At 54.0% G+C, this 15,989-nt stretch carries 12 protein-coding genes; 7 read left to right on the forward strand and 5 right to left on the reverse strand.

Features of this window, described 5'->3' with window-relative positions; all coding sequences use genetic code 11:
- Positions 1 to 52: 52 nt before the first annotated feature.
- On the reverse strand, positions 53 to 1,060 hold the full coding sequence (locus ACQ4M4_RS07230) for a cytochrome c oxidase subunit II (protein ID WP_430683804.1): 1,008 nt from the start codon (positions 1,058 to 1,060) through the stop codon (positions 53 to 55).
- A gap of 795 nt (positions 1,061 to 1,855) precedes the next feature.
- Here ACQ4M4_RS07230 and ACQ4M4_RS07235 point away from each other — a divergent pair.
- The gene (locus tag ACQ4M4_RS07235; protein ID WP_430683805.1) at positions 1,856 to 2,404 is read left to right on the forward strand and encodes a PPC domain-containing DNA-binding protein; all 549 of its coding nucleotides are present in this window, start codon (positions 1,856 to 1,858) and stop codon (positions 2,402 to 2,404) included.
- A 101-nt stretch (positions 2,405 to 2,505) separates the two neighbouring features.
- Positions 2,506 to 3,156 carry a fasciclin domain-containing protein gene (locus ACQ4M4_RS07240; RefSeq protein WP_430683806.1) on the forward strand — a complete coding sequence of 217 codons (651 nt, stop codon included), beginning with the start codon at positions 2,506 to 2,508 and terminating at the stop codon, positions 3,154 to 3,156.
- 157 nt (positions 3,157 to 3,313) lie between these two features.
- Here the strand turns inward: ACQ4M4_RS07240 and hflX are convergent, their stop codons facing one another.
- Positions 3,314 to 5,005: a GTPase HflX gene (hflX, locus tag ACQ4M4_RS07245; protein WP_430683807.1), complete on the reverse strand. Its 1,692-nt coding sequence runs from the start codon at positions 5,003 to 5,005 to the stop codon at positions 3,314 to 3,316.
- 448 nt (positions 5,006 to 5,453) lie between these two features.
- Here hflX and ACQ4M4_RS07250 point away from each other — a divergent pair, with 448 nt between their 5' ends.
- Entirely contained in the window at positions 5,454 to 6,662 is a 1,209-nt protein-coding gene (locus ACQ4M4_RS07250; protein WP_430683808.1) for a 4-hydroxy-3-methylbut-2-enyl diphosphate reductase, read from the forward strand.
- 336 nt (positions 6,663 to 6,998) lie between these two features.
- Entirely contained in the window at positions 6,999 to 8,660 is a 1,662-nt protein-coding gene (locus ACQ4M4_RS07255; RefSeq protein ID WP_430683809.1) for an ABC transporter substrate-binding protein, read from the forward strand.
- Positions 8,661 to 8,673: 13 nt separating this feature from the next.
- Here the strand turns inward: ACQ4M4_RS07255 and ACQ4M4_RS07260 are convergent, their stop codons facing one another.
- On the reverse strand, positions 8,674 to 8,949 hold the full coding sequence (locus ACQ4M4_RS07260; protein ID WP_430683810.1) for a UBP-type zinc finger domain-containing protein: 276 nt from the start codon (positions 8,947 to 8,949) through the stop codon (positions 8,674 to 8,676).
- 655 nt (positions 8,950 to 9,604) lie between these two features.
- On the opposite strand from ACQ4M4_RS07260, the gene ACQ4M4_RS07265 reads away from it, so the two are divergent.
- The 3 genes from ACQ4M4_RS07265 to ACQ4M4_RS07275 all read left to right on the forward strand — a co-directional run bounded on the left by ACQ4M4_RS07265 (position 9,605) and on the right by ACQ4M4_RS07275 (position 13,591).
- Positions 9,605 to 11,263 carry an ABC transporter substrate-binding protein gene (locus ACQ4M4_RS07265; protein ID WP_430683811.1) on the forward strand — a complete coding sequence of 553 codons (1,659 nt, stop codon included), beginning with the start codon at positions 9,605 to 9,607 and terminating at the stop codon, positions 11,261 to 11,263.
- Between the two features lie 199 nt (positions 11,264 to 11,462).
- Positions 11,463 to 12,467: an ABC transporter permease gene (locus ACQ4M4_RS07270; protein ID WP_430683812.1), complete on the forward strand. Its 1,005-nt coding sequence runs from the start codon at positions 11,463 to 11,465 to the stop codon at positions 12,465 to 12,467.
- 242 nt (positions 12,468 to 12,709) lie between these two features.
- On the forward strand, positions 12,710 to 13,591 hold the full coding sequence (locus ACQ4M4_RS07275) for an ABC transporter permease (RefSeq protein WP_430683813.1): 882 nt from the start codon (positions 12,710 to 12,712) through the stop codon (positions 13,589 to 13,591).
- On the opposite strand, the gene ACQ4M4_RS07280 is transcribed toward ACQ4M4_RS07275, so the two are convergent.
- Together ACQ4M4_RS07280 and hemE are read right to left on the reverse strand one after the other, a co-directional pair.
- Positions 13,588 to 14,196 (reverse strand): hypothetical protein, encoded by a 609-nt coding sequence (locus ACQ4M4_RS07280; protein ID WP_430683814.1) that lies wholly within the window; start codon positions 14,194 to 14,196, stop codon positions 13,588 to 13,590. The genes ACQ4M4_RS07275 and ACQ4M4_RS07280 overlap by 4 nt on opposite strands.
- Positions 14,197 to 14,757: 561 nt before the next feature.
- Complete coding sequence (gene hemE, locus ACQ4M4_RS07285; RefSeq protein WP_430683815.1) at positions 14,758 to 15,822, reverse strand: uroporphyrinogen decarboxylase; 1,065 nt, start codon at positions 15,820 to 15,822, stop codon at positions 14,758 to 14,760.
- Positions 15,823 to 15,989 lie beyond the last annotated feature (167 nt).

Below are 15,989 nucleotides of genomic sequence, written 5' to 3' on the forward strand. Positions count from 1 at the left end.
AAAGACCCCAACCCTTACCCCAACAGAAATCTACCGTTCGCCGAACGCATCACTAAGACTGCGATCGCAGTTGAGCCAACATGTTTGAGGTCATGCCCATATCCTGCACATAAGGCTGCAAAAATTCTTCATTGCTCATCGTTGCTGGATTGGCCGCCACCACCTGATCGGGAGACTGCGACTGAGCAACCCGGTTTTGATCCAGCCAAGCCGAAAAATCTTCAGCCGTATGAACAATGACCTGAGTTCTCATGCCACCGTGGTAACTACCACACAGCTCAGCGCATACGACAGGATACGTTCCCACCTTGGTTGCCTTAAAGCGCAATCCTGTTTGCTGCCCTGGCAGAGCATCTTGCTTGAGGCGAAACTGCGGCACCCAGAACGCGTGAATAACATCCTGTGCTGTCAGATTGAGCTGGACATCGGTATCAACCGGAATGTGTAATTCTCCTGTGATTACTCCGCTCGTAGGGTAGTTAAACAACCAGGCAAACTGCATCCCCGTCACATTGACCGTGACATCAGCCTCGGTACCCAAGCCAACCGGAGATGCCCCATACCCATACTTGGGATCAAATGTGGGAGCGGTTTCCCCATCCATGAGGGCCATAGTGTCGCCAGCCACAAGCGTACTTTCGGGAGCTTGTGCCACCAGGGTGGTGTGGTGTTGATGCCCCATCATGGGATGACTGCCCGGAGCCAAGCCGCCCATTTGTTGAAAAACATCCACGCTGTAAATTCCTAGGCCAATCACAATAATGGCCGGAATGGCAGTCCAAAAGGCCTCAAGCGGCAAGTTTCCCTCTACGGGGAGGCCATCGCTCTCATCGCCCTTGGGCTTGCGGTAGCGAATCATAAACCACAGAATGGCCCCCTGCACAACAATGAACAGTGCCGTGCTGATGATGACCATGACATTAAACAAGTCATCGACCAGGGGGGCTTGCTCAGAAGCTTGCTCGGGCAACAGGCCGTGGTGCTGGCCAACCCAAAAACTGACCAAGGTAATCAGAATGCCAGCAATGAGAGTTAATATCGGGGCTGGAATTTGTTTCATGAAAGATCAATGAATCAATTGCGAGTGTAGTGCTGCTGGATGAAGCGGTAGCTCTCAGCCGTTTGAGTCGTCACTTGTACAGAATCAACTTCACAAATCAACTTCACAAGCTAACTGCATCGTTCAACTGGGTGCCAACTCAACAGGAAACTGGCGTCTCCGTCACTCTTCCTGTGATATCACCCGATTTCTGTAAAGCTCGAAAACTTCTGATTTGTTTCACATACGGGGATGGGTTTAGCTGGCGCGTACTGCAAGGAGGCAGATTTGATGTTGCTGCTATTACCAAAGGCTGAATTCCCATTTTGCAAGGGCAAGAATTGCAGCCTAATGCTGAATCAATATCGATGAACGATTGATGGACGACTGCCGGGTAAAGCCAGGCTACAGCGGCGTAGATGAGTCTTGTCAACGACATTTAAGTTCAGGACTGTGATACTTGATACATCAATTTTGCGTGGTAAAAATCAATACAAAAAGAAGTATCAACGAATGATTCTTGCGATGAATTCATTCAACTAAAGAAATAAATCCAAGATGAATGGCAGAACTTAAACGAAAAAATGATGACGACCACATCCAGAAATCATGTTTGAATGAGGTTCAGATTTGATGAATGGCTTCGATATGTCAAAACGAAACGTTTAGGATCGCTGAAGCATCACGAGATTTTCAGGTTGATCTGTTACGAAAATTAACGGCTTTTAGAGAGTAATGTGTGGATGAAATTCAGGACCGACGGCGCTCTTGAATTTACCTTCGATACTAACGTGATCCCCATAGGCGTGCCGGAAGATGTTGCGTTTTGTAGCGATCGCCCGGTTTCATTGGCTGTGGGGCATGGAATCTCGGCTCTCGCACCTTGTTGGCCTTTTGGTTCAAGCTGGTTTAGCCATGATGGAAGCTCATGATCTCGCAATTTCTTCGCTGCAGGCGATCGCGCTCCGACTCTCTCCTCAGCAGGACCTCAAGCACGAGTTAGATCAATTTGCCAAAACTCATCATTTGGATGCGGCGTGCATTCTGACGGGGGTGGGTAGTTTGAGTCAGGTGGTGCTGCGGTTGGCGGGTCAGCCCAACGCCACAACCTATCCTGGCCCGGTTGAAATTGTGTCGCTGATGGGCACGCTGTCGCGCCATGGCTCCCATTACCACATGGCGATCGCCGACTCAATGGGACGCACCTTGGGTGGGCATGTGCTGCACGGCTGCACCATTTACACCACGGCAGAACTGGTGTTGGGTGTGTTGCCCCACCTATGCTTTACCCGACAGCCCGATCCCCAAACGGGATATTGGGAGCTGGCGATCGCATCGCAAAAAGCTGCGCAAACCGAGGTTTAAGGGTGCAAATTAGCCGAAATCAGATTTCGGTTAGCAATTTTTCGAGCTGCGATTAGAATGATGGGCATTTAGGTCATTTTTACCCTTATTGGCGATCGCTCATGATGGACAAACTTCTCAAGCCCCAACGCATCACTTTGGCTGCAACCGTTGCCTGCTTGCTCAGCGTAGGTGTGACTGTTCCCGCCTGGCTTGGCTCAGCGCAGGTCGCCGCCCAAACGGCAACACCCCAGATCCGCCCACTTGCCCAGGCACCCGGCACCATTGTCGATGTTGCTCGCAATAACGGCACGTTTAATACCCTCCTGTCGGCGGTACAGGCGGCTGGATTGACCAATACCCTCGCTGGCCCTGGCCCGTTTACGGTCTTTGCTCCCACAGATGATGCCTTTGCGCTGTTGCCCCAGGGCACGGTAGATGCCCTGCTCCAACCCCAAAACCGAGATTTGCTGACGGAAGTATTGACCTACCACGTGGTGCCAGATGCCGTCACCTCGGATGAGCTGGAAACGGGTGGCCTGGATACGCTGAATGGAGGCTTGGCGGTGCTGGTGACTCCCGATCGCGTGATTGTAAACGATGCCAGTGTAATCCTGCCCGATGTGCCAGCCAGCAACGGGGTCATTCACGCGATTAACCGAGTGCTGCTGCCCATTGGCCTGGTGGATGAGCTGCAAGCTCGCACGGCGGCGGCCCCGGCGGCAACTCCTTCGCCCTCGCCCTCGCCCTCGCCGGTTCCTGGACTCTGGTAAACCTCAGAAAAGCCCATGTTTGCGTCCGCCTCGCGCACGCAAACATGGACACTTCAGCCTATCCAGAAATCAGGTTGGTAACGGTTGCCAACCCGAATGCAACCCATCGCCCGATGGTTGCGCATACAGCCGCAGCCGATGGGGCGACGGGTGGCGGCTATTGAGCGGTGGCGTATTGCACAAGTTGCACTAACCGCTGCCGCAAGGTTTCCAAGCCCAGGCGATCGCCCGCCGAAATAAACGCAGCCGTTGGATACTCGGATTGAGCCAGGGCCAACGTATCGCCATTCACCTGATCAATTTTGTTGAACACCAGCAGAATGGGGCCAGGAGTCACAGGCATTTCCGACAAAATGGCCATGACTGACCGAATATGGCTTTGCCATGCCGGATGGGACAGATCCACCAAATGAATTAGCGCATCGGCTTCGGTGACTTCTTCCAATGTGGCGCGGAAGGCGTCCATCAGCGAGGCGGGCAGCTCGTGAATGAACCCCACCGTGTCGGTGAGGACGATCTGAATGGATTCCAGGCTATCCATGTCAGCGATCGCCACTCGGCGGCTGGTGGGATCAAGCGTCGCAAACAGTTGATCGGCGGTGTACACCTCTGCGTTGGTCAATGCATTTAGCAGCGTGGATTTGCCAGCGTTGGTGTAGCCCACCAGCGCCACCGTCGGCACATCGTGATGCTGGCGTCGTTGCCGTAGTCGGGAACGGTGTGCCTGGAGCTGGTTCACTTCTTGCTGCAATCGGGCAATCCGTTTTTGAATGGCGCGGCGTTCTACTTCCAGTTTGGTTTCACCGGGGCCTCGGGTGCCGATGCCACCGCCCAGTCGCGACATGGCCTGTCCACGTCCGGCCAGCCGGGGCATCATGTATTCCAGTTGGGCCAACTCTACTTGCAGCTTCCCTGCACCGCTTTGGGCGCGTTGGGCAAAAATGTCGAGAATGACTTCGGTGCGATCGACCACGCGCACGCCAATGCGCTGCTCCAAATTCCGCACCTGCACGGGCGATAGGTCGCGATCGAATACGACTAAGTTCGCCCCTAATGTTTGCGCGATCAGGGCAATTTCTTCGGTTTTGCCTTCGCCGACGACCGTTTGGGGATGGGGGCGCGATCGCTTTTGGTGAATGACTTGCAGCACATCGCCGCCTGCTGTTTCCACCAGTCGGCCCAGTTCCATCATCAAATTGTTGAATTGGTGGAGAGACTGTTTCTCGGTCAGCAAGCCCACCAGCAGCACGCGATCCTGGCTGGGGCTCACCTGCCGCGCTACATACTCGCGCCGAAACTCTTCCTCCAATCCTTCCACCAGATCGAGGAAATCTTGCTGAGACAAGGACTCTAACGAAACCGGAGGCGATACGGTCCAGTTGGCTTCGGGATGGGGCACCAGATGGGCCAAATAGGCGGACTGCACGTAACCTGTGGCCCCACCACCTCGTCGCTGAAACCCACCGGATGAAATGGTGAGCATAATCAGGGCATCTAGCCGTTGCAGGGCCATGGCGGTGAGGGCGCTATCGGCGGGTGGCTCTGCTTTTAACTGTGTAGTAATGCAGCGAATGCCGCTGAGTCGCTCGGCTCCGTAGCGTGGCAGTTCCAGGGGGGGAATTTGGGTTTGGCGCACCGTGCCCACTCCCACGCGAATGACTTGTCCTCGGCGGTTGACATAGGCGGAGACGGGCTGTTCAATTTCGCTGCTAATGGCCGCAAGGCGCTGGGCAAACTCCGGCGTGGTGAGGCGATCGCCCGGTAGCCGCTGATGATAAATTCGTTGCAGCTGCTTGAGCTGGCTGGTTTTTAACCCTTGCAGGTTTCCGTAAATCGTTTCGATAGGCAACTGAGATCGGCGTGCGATCCGTAAACTCGACTATCTCGTATTCTAACCAAGGTCGGTTTGTTAAGGTTGGGGGCGATCAAAACGAGACGAATATGAGCGCAAAGCAGGAGACCTCCTAATATTGTTTGTCGCGGGGTGCTGCAAGCAATTCCGACCGACACAAGACTTACGCAGTTGAAAGATGGCTGGGGCGATTAGCGCCCCAGCCATCTTTCAACCCCCTGGTTTTTCGGATGAAGTATGTCAGCCCTAAGATAAATTTGGGCAGCAGGCAAGGTAGAGTTGCTGAATGTTGGGCGGTAGTTGAACGGTAGTTGGGCGGTAGTTGGGCGGTCAATATCGGGATGATTCACTTAAGGGGATTGGCAAACTGATATGAACGGCTACGAGCGTTCTGATAGTCTGGAAAGTGAGATCTGTCTGCGTAGCCACTCATTACCAAAGATCAATGGATACCAAAGCATTTAAGCGATCGCTCAACCATTCCGAAAACTATCACCGCAAGGGATTTGGGCATGATGCCGAAGTGTCGGGCATGATGCAGTCGGAGTATCAGAGCAGCCTCATCCAAGAAATTCGCGACAATGGCTACACGCTGACGCGGGGCAATGTCACGATTCGTTTAGCCGAGGCGTTTGGCTTTTGCTGGGGTGTAGAGCGGGCGGTGGCGATGGCCTACGAAACGCGGCAGCATTTTCCCACGGAGCGTATTTGGATCACGAATGAGATCATTCACAATCCATCGGTGAATCAACGCCTGCGCGATATGAATGTGGCGTTTATCGATGTGGTGAATGGCGAAAAAGATTTTTCGGGTGTGGCCAAGGGCGATGTGGTGATTTTGCCGGCGTTTGGTGCGAGTGTGCAGGAAATGCAGCTGTTGAGCGATCGCGGCTGTACCATTGTGGATACCACCTGTCCTTGGGTGTCGAAGGTGTGGAACACGGTGGAAAAGCACAAGCGGGTTGCCTACACGTCGATTATCCACGGCAAGTACAACCATGAGGAAACCATTGCTACAAGCTCGTTTGCGGGCACCTATTTGGTGGTGCTGAATTTGGAGCAGGCAGAGTATGTGGCGAATTACATTCTGAATGGCGGAAATCGTGACGAGTTTTTGGCAAAGTTCAGCCGCGCCTGTTCGGAAGGGTTTGATCCCGATCGCGATTTGCAACATGTGGGGATTGCGAACCAAACCACCATGCTCAAAAGCGAGACAGAGCACATCGGCAAGCTGTTTGAGCGCACCATGATGAAGAAGTACGGCCCCGATAAGCTGAATGAGCACTTCTTGGCGTTCAACACCATTTGTGATGCGACGCAGGAACGGCAGGATGCGATGTTCCAACTGGTGGAGGAAAAGCTGGATCTGATGGTGGTGATTGGTGGTTACAACTCCTCCAATACGACGCATTTGCAGGAAATTGCGATCGAGCGGAGCATTCCGTCGTATCACATTGATAGTCCTGAGCGGATTGGGCCGGGGAATCGGGTGGAGCACAAGCCGTTGGGTCAGGATTTGACGGTGCAGGAGAGCTGGTTGCCGGATGGCGCAATTACGGTTGGGGTAACGTCGGGGGCGTCTACGCCGGACAAGATTGTGGAACAGGTGATTGAGAAGATCCTGCAGTTGAAGGGGGCATTGGCAACGGCATAAGTTTGCGTTTCTTGGAATTCTTGAACTTCTGATACAAATCCTGCTTGGGGGGAAGTCAATCCCCCAAGCCCCCGCTTTCTGGGGGAGTTATGCCCCCAGACCCCCGTAAGGGCTTAACAACTCGATGCCAATCCGCGCTCCGGGTTAGGGTTTGGGCGGGGTGGCAAAGGGTGGCGGATTGGGGTGTATGCGATCGCCACCCCGAAATTTGAGATGCGTCGTTGAACTAGCCTGGGCTCAATTCAAAATCACAAATCCAAAACCTAAAATCGCATCGCAGGGGATCGCGCTACACTACCGTACATCCAGACGCGATCGCCCCTTTGTCTTATCCCTATGCGGCAACTTCGACTCATCCTTCGGCAATGGAAACGGTGGTACGCCATTTTGTGGGCGATCGCCACCTGTCTTCTTATTGGCCTTACGAACTGCACACCTTCTCAAGATTCGACCGGCAGCTCGACATCGCCTACAGCGGCACAGCAGGTTATCGTGTTTGGCTCCGTATCAGACCCAACGAACTTGGAGCCGGGGAATTACGAAGACTTGTATACGGGGTATGTGACCCGCCAGATTTACGATCAGCTCTTGGATGCGGAGCCAGGAACGACGGAATTGGTGCCGTCTTTAGCAACAGAGTGGGCTGCCTCGGAAGATGGCTTGACCTGGACGTTTACGCTGCGAGAGGGGGTGATGTTTCATGATGGCACTCCGTTCAATGCGGAAGCGGTGAAGGCCAATGTGGAGCGCTGGTGGGACCCGGCGAGTCCGTTGGGCTTTCGGGATGCGGGCAAAAACTATGTGATTTGGAAGGCGCTGTTTAACGGGTTTAAGGGTGAGGAGGGGTCGCTGCTGCAGGCGGTGAATGTGGTGGACGATCGCACTATTCAATTCGTGCTTAGGGAACCGTTTGCAGGATTTCCGTCGGCGATCGCGGCGGGTTACTTTGGCATGGCGAGTCCAACGGCGATTGAGCAAGCCGGGGCAGACTACGGCACGGCGGGTTCGGTGGCGGTGGGCACGGGTGCGTTCCAATTTGTGGAATGGCGCACGGGCGATCGCGTTGTCCTGAAGAAGAATCCCAATTACTGGAAGGAGGGCTTACCCAAAGCCGATCAGTTGGTGATTCGCACCATCAAGGACGCGTCGGCGCGCATGGTGGAGTTGCGCACTGGAAATATTGATTTCACGATCAACCTCTCACCAGAGCAGCGAGCCGAAATTGAGCGTGTACCGGAAATTGACGAGAAGCTGAGTTCTCCATTTAATGTGGGCTACTTAGCGCTCAATACCAGCTACGAGCCGTTCAGCAAACCCGAAGTTCGTCGGGCGATCGCCGCTGCTATCAACAAGCCCGCTATGATTGACGCGTTTTGGGGCGGGTTGGCGACTACGGATGGGCACTTTACGCCGCCTGCGCTGTCGCAATACCAAGATCCCAACGTGACGGACTATGAGTACAATCCCGAAGCGGCAAAGCAACAATTGGCCGATTCGGGTTATCCCAATGGGTTTGACTTGGACTTGTGGTATCCCGATGCCAGTGGCGCGGTGTTTCCGGCACCTAAGTTTATTGCCGAGGCGATCGCCGCCGACCTCACTGACGTTGGCATTCGCGTTAATCTCAACACCAAAGATTGGGCGGGCTATCTAGCCGATCGTCTCAATCCACCCGGATTTCAAGCATTTATGCTGGCCTGGGGTGGCGACTATGGTGATCCCGACAACTTTTACTACTCTCACTTTGGCCCCGGCTCTACGGATGATATTGGCGGCTGGCGGAGCGATCGCGTCATCACATTGCTGAACCAGGCACGGCAAGAGAGCGACGAATCGGTACGGGCCACGCTCTATGCCGAAGTCGATCGCATTTTATTTGACGAAGCGCTCCGCATTCCCCTCGTTCATACTCAAACGCTCATGGCTCAGCGCAAAGACCTACAGGGTTGGGTACCCAGCCCCCTCGGGGCCGAGTCCTTTGAAACCGTGACCAAGTGAGAAGCCAAAACCTTCAATACTCCTGCATTTGCTCATCTTCAAAGCACCACAGCCACTGTTCGCCCAATTCTGCTGAGCTGATGATGGGATGCCCCGTCGCCTCAAAATGCCGCCGTGCGTGTTGATGTTCTGATGAGTCGCAGCACAGCATGGAGCCGCAGGTTTGGCAAATGCGCAGGTGAACCCAGCGACTGTTGATTTTGAGGCACTCTTCGCAGCGAAAGACGGGAAAGTTTGCCTTAGAAATTAGATTGTCGTGGTCGAGCGTATCAAGGTGGGAGCAGCTCATGGGGTAGTTACCAACGTGGAACCGTTGTCGAAATTGTAGCGGTAGCCTGAATTCCTAAGCGATGGGTTGGATACATCCCATCAGATACTCAAGCAAGCACGAACTTGCTTCCATTCAAGATTTATTCACGGGGCTATTCATTTCAAGATTGTGGTTCATTCGTTTTTCTATCCTTAAAATCATTACAAATATTTGATCAGATACAGCTTGTACAACACGCTACAAGCCAGACTCGATACGATAGGAAGCTAATTCAACGATGGTTTGATCGTGTTCTATCGCTGTCGCCAGCGTAGTTGAGACAAGGGCATGTGGGGGGATAGCGAAGCCATCACCCCACATGCCCTAATCAAATTGGCTATCGCTGTAGAGATGGAATTGGAGCAGATTTGGGGCGATCGCCCTAGTCATGCACGCAGAGTTTGCAGCTTAGGTTTTTGTTGAGTTAAAACAGCCAATCTGCGGCTCGATTGTTAAGACAATTCTGCAAAACCCTTCGCTCTACTGGGTTCTGGCGTAATATATCAACCTCAACAAAGCTGCAATTTGGCTCAATTCCTGCATTAGAACCCACCTGTTTTACGACTTTTGGAAACTTCCATACTTTGAACGAATCCCCCCATTACAAATCCATCCCCAAAGGAACTGATATAGAATGCTTAGTCGCATAAAACACTGGCAGGCCGCCCTGTTGGGCGTTTTTACTGCCGTCGCCATTACGCTTACCAACTGTACCCCCTCGCAGCCAACCGATACCGCCAGCCCAGGAGCTAGCCCCACCGCTACTACCGGTGCTGCCACCCTGGTATTTGGCTCGGGCGGTGACCCCGCCAACCTGGAGTCTGGCAACATCACCGATGGCAACTCCATCTATGTGCAGCAACAAATTTACGATCGCCTCATCGACTTTGAACCCGGTACCACCAACCTCGCCCCAGGACTTGCGACCGAGTGGGAAAATTCGGATGATGGCCTCACATGGACATTTACGCTGCGCAATGATGTGACGTTCCATGATGGCACCCCCTTCAATGCCGAAGCCGTGCGCGCCAACATCAACCGCTGGTGGGATCCGGCAGATCCCTTGGGTTTCCGCGATGCAGGTAAAACATTTGAGATTTGGTCTGACTTGTTTGGTGGCTACAAGGGTGATGAGAATTCCCTGCTGTCAGCCATCAACGTGGTGAATGACACCACCATCGAGTTTGTGTTGTCGCAACCGTTTGCGGCGTTTCCGGCGGCGATCGCTTCCGGTTACTTTGGCATTGCTAGCCCCACCGCAATTGAGCAAGCGGGAGCAGATTATGGCATTGCGGGCTCTACCGCAGTGGGCACTGGCCCGTTCAAATTTGTGGAATGGCGCACGGGCGATCGCATTGTGCTGGAACGCAACCCCGACTACTGGCGCGATGGGCTGCCCAAGGTGGATCAGGTGGTGTTTCGGTTCATTCGTGAGCCGGCCTCGCGCTTGGCCGAGTTGCGATCTGGCAGCATTGACTTTACCGTTGACCTGGCTCCCGATCAGTTAAACGAGTTGGTCAGCGACAGCAACTTAGAAGAAGTCCGTCGGCCTTCATTCAACGTGGGCTACTTGGGCCTCAATCCCAGCTACGAGCCGTTGAGCAAGCCCGAAGTCCGCCGTGCGATCGCCATGGCCATTAACCGCAGCGAGATTGTGGAAGCCTTTTGGTCGGGCTTGGCCACCACCGACAGCCACTTCACCCCACCGTCGATGAAGGAGTTTCAGGCAGAATCCCTAGGCGACTACGAATACAACCCCGATCGCGCCAAGCAAATGCTGGCTGACGCAGGGTATCCCAATGGGTTTGATCTGGAGCTGTGGTACATGCCTGTATCCCGTCCCTACTACCCCACACCCAAGCCGATCGCCGAAGCGTTTGCCGCCGACCTCTCCACCATTGGCATTAACGTCACGCTCAATACCAAAGACTGGGCCGCGTATCTCGAAGATCGCAACAAACCGCCAGGCTTCCAGTCCTTTATGCTGGGCTGGACGGGCGACTATGGCGACCCCGACAACTTCCTGTACGCCCACTTTGGCCCCGGTGCCACCAGCGACCTGGGCAACTGGACGAATGAGCGGGTGGTGCAATTGCTCAACGAGGCACGCGAAGTGAGCGAAGAGGGCGATCGCGCCGCTTTGTATGCCGAAGTGGATGAGCTGTTGTTTGAAGAAGCCGTGCGTATTCCCATCGTGCACTCCGAACCCTTGCTGGCCCAACGCTCCAACCTTTCTGGTTGGAAGCCCAGCCCCTTTGGCTCTGAACCGTTTGACGAGATTGAAAAAAGCTAGCCTTTCTCGCAAATTCAGGGGTTTGGGATGACCAGACCCCTGAACTCGCCACACTCGGTTTCGAGTCTATACCTCCCTCCTCGAACCTGCGTCGGACGTTCAGCCCCATCCCCAGTCTGCTTCAAAAAATCAACCGAATTCCACCTCTGGATTTGCTTCGTCCAAGATGAATTGCCCGACCACACGGCCCTAATTTTCTATGCTGAGATATATTGCCAAACGGTTGCTCGACCTCATTCCCGTATTGTTGGGAATTTCGCTCCTCGTATTCCTATTTCTACAGTTCATTCCAGGAAATCCGGCGATCGTGCTGCTGGGGCCTCGTGCGACACCCGCTCAGGTTGAAGCCTTAATGGAGCAAATGGGGCTGAATCAACCCCTGCCTGTGCAGTATTTTGCCTTTTTAAGCAGACTCATTCGATTAGATTTAGGCCGCAGCATCATCAGCGGCATCCCCATCATGCAAGAGATTGGCACCCGCTGGGCCGCCACATTTGAGCTGTCGGTGGCGGCGATGCTGTTTTCCATGGTGGTGGGCATTCCCGCTGGCATCATCGCCGCTGTCAAAAAGAACGGATGGATCGACAACATCGCCATGTCGGGGTCCTTGCTGGGGGTGTCGATGCCCGTCTATTGGCTGGGTTTGCTGTTGGTGTACCTGTTTGCGGTGAACTTGCAGTGGTTGCCACCCAGCGGTCGCATTAGTGTGGGGGTCAACTTTCAGCCCATCACCGGGTTTTATGTGCTGGATGCTCTCATGCAGCTCAACTTTCCTGCCTTAGGCAACATTCTGTCCCACCTGATTTTGCCCGCCATGACCGTGGGGACGATTCCCCTGGCGATTGTGGCGCGCATTACCCGCAGTGCCATGCTCGAAGTGATGTCGCAGGACTACATTCGCACGGCTCGCGCCAAGGGAGTGGTGGAGCGTTTGGTTATTAGTAAACATGCGCTCAAGAATGCGCTGCTGCCTGTTGTCACCATTGTTGGTTTGCAGTTTGGCACCTTGCTGAGTGGAGCCATTCTCACCGAAACGATCTTTTCCTGGCCAGGGCTGGGTTCCTGGATATATGAGGGGATTTTGGCGCGAGATTATCCGGTGGTGCAGGGAGGGGTGGTGTTTGTGGCGATCGTGTTTGTGTTGGTCAACTTGCTGGTGGATGTGTCCTATGCCTTTCTCGATCCACGCATTCAGTACAAATAGGTTTTCTACGTGCTTCGACACCGTTCAAAACCAGACTCTAAAACTCTGTGCCGCCCACTGTGTCGCCCACACAGAGTTTTACGGGTTTATGTTGAATGATGGTTGCTTCCTGACTTGGCTTGCTACCTGCTTGCAGGGACTGATGCACACTCAGGATTCACGCCCGTTGTGCAAAGCCCTGTCGGCTCCGAACCATCCTTCAACTGCATTGGCCCGATTCACTGTGGAGCATCACTCTCGTTATGGACTCTTTGACAGCGCCGCCTATTGCTCAACAGTCGAGTTTGCAAAAGGCAACTCGGCGATTCTTTCGGTCGATTTCTGCGCGGATTGGATTAGGGTTGACGTTGCTGCTGTTGGCCCTGGCTCTATTGGCTCCAATTTTGCGACCATTTGACCCGGCTACCGCGCGAGATTTTGCTGCACGTCTGACCTCACCCAATGCTCAGTTTTTGTTTGGCACTGATGGCTTGGGGCGCGACATGCTGAGTCTGGTTTGGTATGGCATCCGCATTTCGTTGCTGATTAGCGTGGTTGCGGTCACGCTGGGGCTGGTGATTGGCACATTGTTGGGGCTGGTGTCGGGCTATTTTCGGGGTTGGATTGAAACGGTGATTAGCTGGTTTACGGATATTTTGCTGGCGTTTCCGTCAATTTTGCTGGCGATCGCCGTTGCAACGGTCATTGGCCCCAGCCTTCAAAGCGTGATGATAGCTGTGGCCGTGGTGCAGATTCCCATCTTTACCCGACTAACGCGTAGTATGGTGCTGTCTTTGAGAGAGCAGGGATTTGTGCAAACGGTGCGTGCGTTTGGGGCGAACCCGTGGCGGATTATCTTTTTGCACATCTTGCCGTCGAGTTTGGCTCCGCTGGTGGTGCAGTCTACCCTCTCAATTGGTACGGCAACGCTAGAAGCTGCTGGCCTGGGCTTTTTGGGATTAGGGGCCAAACCCCCCACGCCAGAGTTGGGCACGATGCTGTCGGATTCCTTTACCAATGGTTATGCCCTGTCAGCGCCCTGGACCATTTTGATGCCGGGGCTGACGATTACGCTAATTGTGCTGGCGTTTAATTTGCTAGGGGATGGGCTGCGAGATAGCCTAGATCCGCGAGCCAGCAGCTAAGCCCGACGCGCGAACATCCACCATCCACCCACACCTATTACTCCCACGAGTGCGATCGCCCCAAGCCACACGCCAGAGCGATCGCCCATTGGCGGGTTTGGATCATTTTGCTCATTGGCGGTTAGGTTCGGAGTCGAAGCCGCGACGGGAGCAGCGGCGGTGGCGACGGTCACATCGTACTGCATTTGAAATGGGGCAAAATCATCGACCGTTTGTGGGGTGCAGTCTAGTTCCAGCTGGTACAGGCCAACGGCAGGAAAGACGATCTCTGCTCCAGGAATGTTCTGGTAGGTTTCGGCGGCGATCGCCTGTACTTCAGGCTGCAGAATCGGTGCTGCATCGGGTTGACGAGGAGCCGTGTACACCGCCATCTGACAGTTAGCTTCACTCAAGGCTAGAGGTTCGCCACCTTTGCGCGTAAGGGCAACCCAGGCGATCGCAGGTTCTCCAGCCTTGGGTGCATGGTTCGGTTCGATATGCCAAGTGCCCGCAATGTCTCCAGCAACTTGGGTAAAGTGAGCCAAAGCGGGAAACGGGCTAAAACACAACACAAACGCGGCCAAGCCCAAAGGCGCAGGTCGTTTGAAATTAGAATCGCGAGGCATGATATCAAATAGATCTAAGCGATGAGCCAGCTTGGCTCGTTAGTGAGGCTTCCTTTTCTAGCCTTTGTCACTGTAAAGCCCGACCCAAACCCACGGCAAAAGACAACCTGTCAAACTTCGCTGTTTGCGTATGCCAAGAGTACGCAAACATGTGCTTTTCTGGGACGTGTACCGCGCACCCCAGAAAAGCCCCTAACCGAACCTGACGTTAAACTTGATCTCACCCCAATCCTAAACCTGATCCCACCCCAACCGATGCGAAGCGACCTCACGCATCTCACCCGATACCCCCTTGCCGAGGGAGGGGCTGGGAGGGAGGGGCTGCCGTCTCTCTCAGTCAGGGGGTTTGGGGGGCGACGCGCCCCCAAGCGCAAACCTGTATCGCAAAACAAACCAATGAACCAATACACCTCTTGCGTGAATTGTTGTATGGCACTACCACACAACAATTCACCTCTTCAAAAATGCATTGATCCAAGAAGTCCAATACACAATCCCAAAAAATAAGGAGAGCTGAGATGCAGCTCTCCCCCAATGATTGAATGATCAAAGACGTACCGCCTAAGCGCAGGTCGCCAACAATTGGTCAGCCTGCTTCGCCGTCTCAAAGAAATAAGCAACGTTTTCTTCCGGCGTGTTGGGGAGTACACCGTGGCCCAGGTTAAGGATGTGGCCGCGGTTACCAGCTTTTTGAATCGTGTCGAGGATGCGATCGCGAATAAACGCCTTTGACCCAAACAGCACACCCGGATCCAGATTGCCCTGCACCTTCATATCTGGGCCAAGACGCTTACGAGCATCGGCCATATCCACCGACCAATCCACCGTCACAATATCCACACCCGACTTACCCATGCGCTCCAGCACACCTGCGCTTCCGCTCACCAGCAAAATCAATGGTGTGTCGGGATGGGTTTCGCGCACTTGGCGCACGACCTGCTGCTGGTAGGGCAACGCAAACGTATCGTAGTCCTTTGGGCTCAACTGACCAGCCCAGGAATCAAAAAGCTGAACGACCTGCGCGCCGCAGTCGATTTGGTAGCGCACATAGGTGGCGATGGAGTCGGCAATCTTGCTCAAGAACTGGTGCAACACCGTGGGATCGGAGAAGGCCATGTTCTTGATGATGGAATAATCTTTGCTGCCTTTGCCTTCTACAGCGTAGGCGGCTAAGGTCCACGGAGCGCCCACAAAGCCAAGCACGGTGGACTGGTTGCCCACTTCTTGCCGTAGGGTTTGCAGAATTGGCTTGATGAAGGGCAACGATTCTTCCGGCTCCAGAGGCCGCAGGGCATCTACCTGAGCTTGGGTGCGAATGGGGTCGGCAATGATGGGACCTTTGCCTTCGGCAATGTCCATGTCAATGCCCATACCGGGCAGAGGGGTCACAATGTCGGAAAACAGAATTACACCATCGGGTTGGAAGGCGCGCCAAGGTTGCAGCGAAACCTCGATGGCGACTTCAGGAATTTCGGAGCGCTCACGAAACGACGGATACTTATCACGCAGGTCCCGATAAGCTTTCATATATCGCCCTGCTTGCCGCATCATCCACACGGGAGGACGATCTAGCACTTCTCCACGAGCAGCCCGAAGCAAATATGGAACCTGATTCGATCCGGTCATTACAACTCCGTTCTTGATAAAGCAACTTTCAAACGCATTTGCTAGCTTACCATTCAGCGATCGCCCTCCTTGAGTACCCCCGCCGCAACCTGTCATAAAAATTCACGCTTCTTGCGAAAACCATGCAAATGTTCAGCAAACTCAAACAGAGCTGCTATGACCATAGC

The sequence above is a fragment of the Leptolyngbya sp. AN02str genome (genome assembly GCF_050565595.1).
In the GTDB taxonomy this organism is placed as follows: Bacteria; Cyanobacteriota; Cyanobacteriia; order Elainellales; family Elainellaceae; genus Kaiparowitsia.

Coding starts and splice junctions, on each gene's coding strand:
- ACQ4M4_RS07230 (WP_430683804.1), bottom strand. CDS start 1,060: ATGAAACAAATTCCAGCCCCGATATTAACTCTCATTGCTGGCATTCTG.
- ACQ4M4_RS07235 (WP_430683805.1), top strand. CDS start 1,856: ATGTTGCGTTTTGTAGCGATCGCCCGGTTTCATTGGCTGTGGGGCATG.
- ACQ4M4_RS07240 (WP_430683806.1), top strand. CDS start 2,506: ATGATGGACAAACTTCTCAAGCCCCAACGCATCACTTTGGCTGCAACC.
- ACQ4M4_RS07250 (WP_430683808.1), top strand. CDS start 5,454: ATGGATACCAAAGCATTTAAGCGATCGCTCAACCATTCCGAAAACTAT.
- ACQ4M4_RS07255 (WP_430683809.1), top strand. CDS start 6,999: ATGCGGCAACTTCGACTCATCCTTCGGCAATGGAAACGGTGGTACGCC.
- ACQ4M4_RS07260 (WP_430683810.1), bottom strand. CDS start 8,949: ATGAGCTGCTCCCACCTTGATACGCTCGACCACGACAATCTAATTTCT.
- ACQ4M4_RS07265 (WP_430683811.1), top strand. CDS start 9,605: ATGCTTAGTCGCATAAAACACTGGCAGGCCGCCCTGTTGGGCGTTTTT.
- ACQ4M4_RS07270 (WP_430683812.1), top strand. CDS start 11,463: ATGCTGAGATATATTGCCAAACGGTTGCTCGACCTCATTCCCGTATTG.
- ACQ4M4_RS07275 (WP_430683813.1), top strand. CDS start 12,710: ATGGACTCTTTGACAGCGCCGCCTATTGCTCAACAGTCGAGTTTGCAA.
- ACQ4M4_RS07280 (WP_430683814.1), bottom strand. CDS start 14,196: ATGCCTCGCGATTCTAATTTCAAACGACCTGCGCCTTTGGGCTTGGCC.
- hemE (WP_430683815.1), bottom strand. CDS start 15,822: ATGACCGGATCGAATCAGGTTCCATATTTGCTTCGGGCTGCTCGTGGA.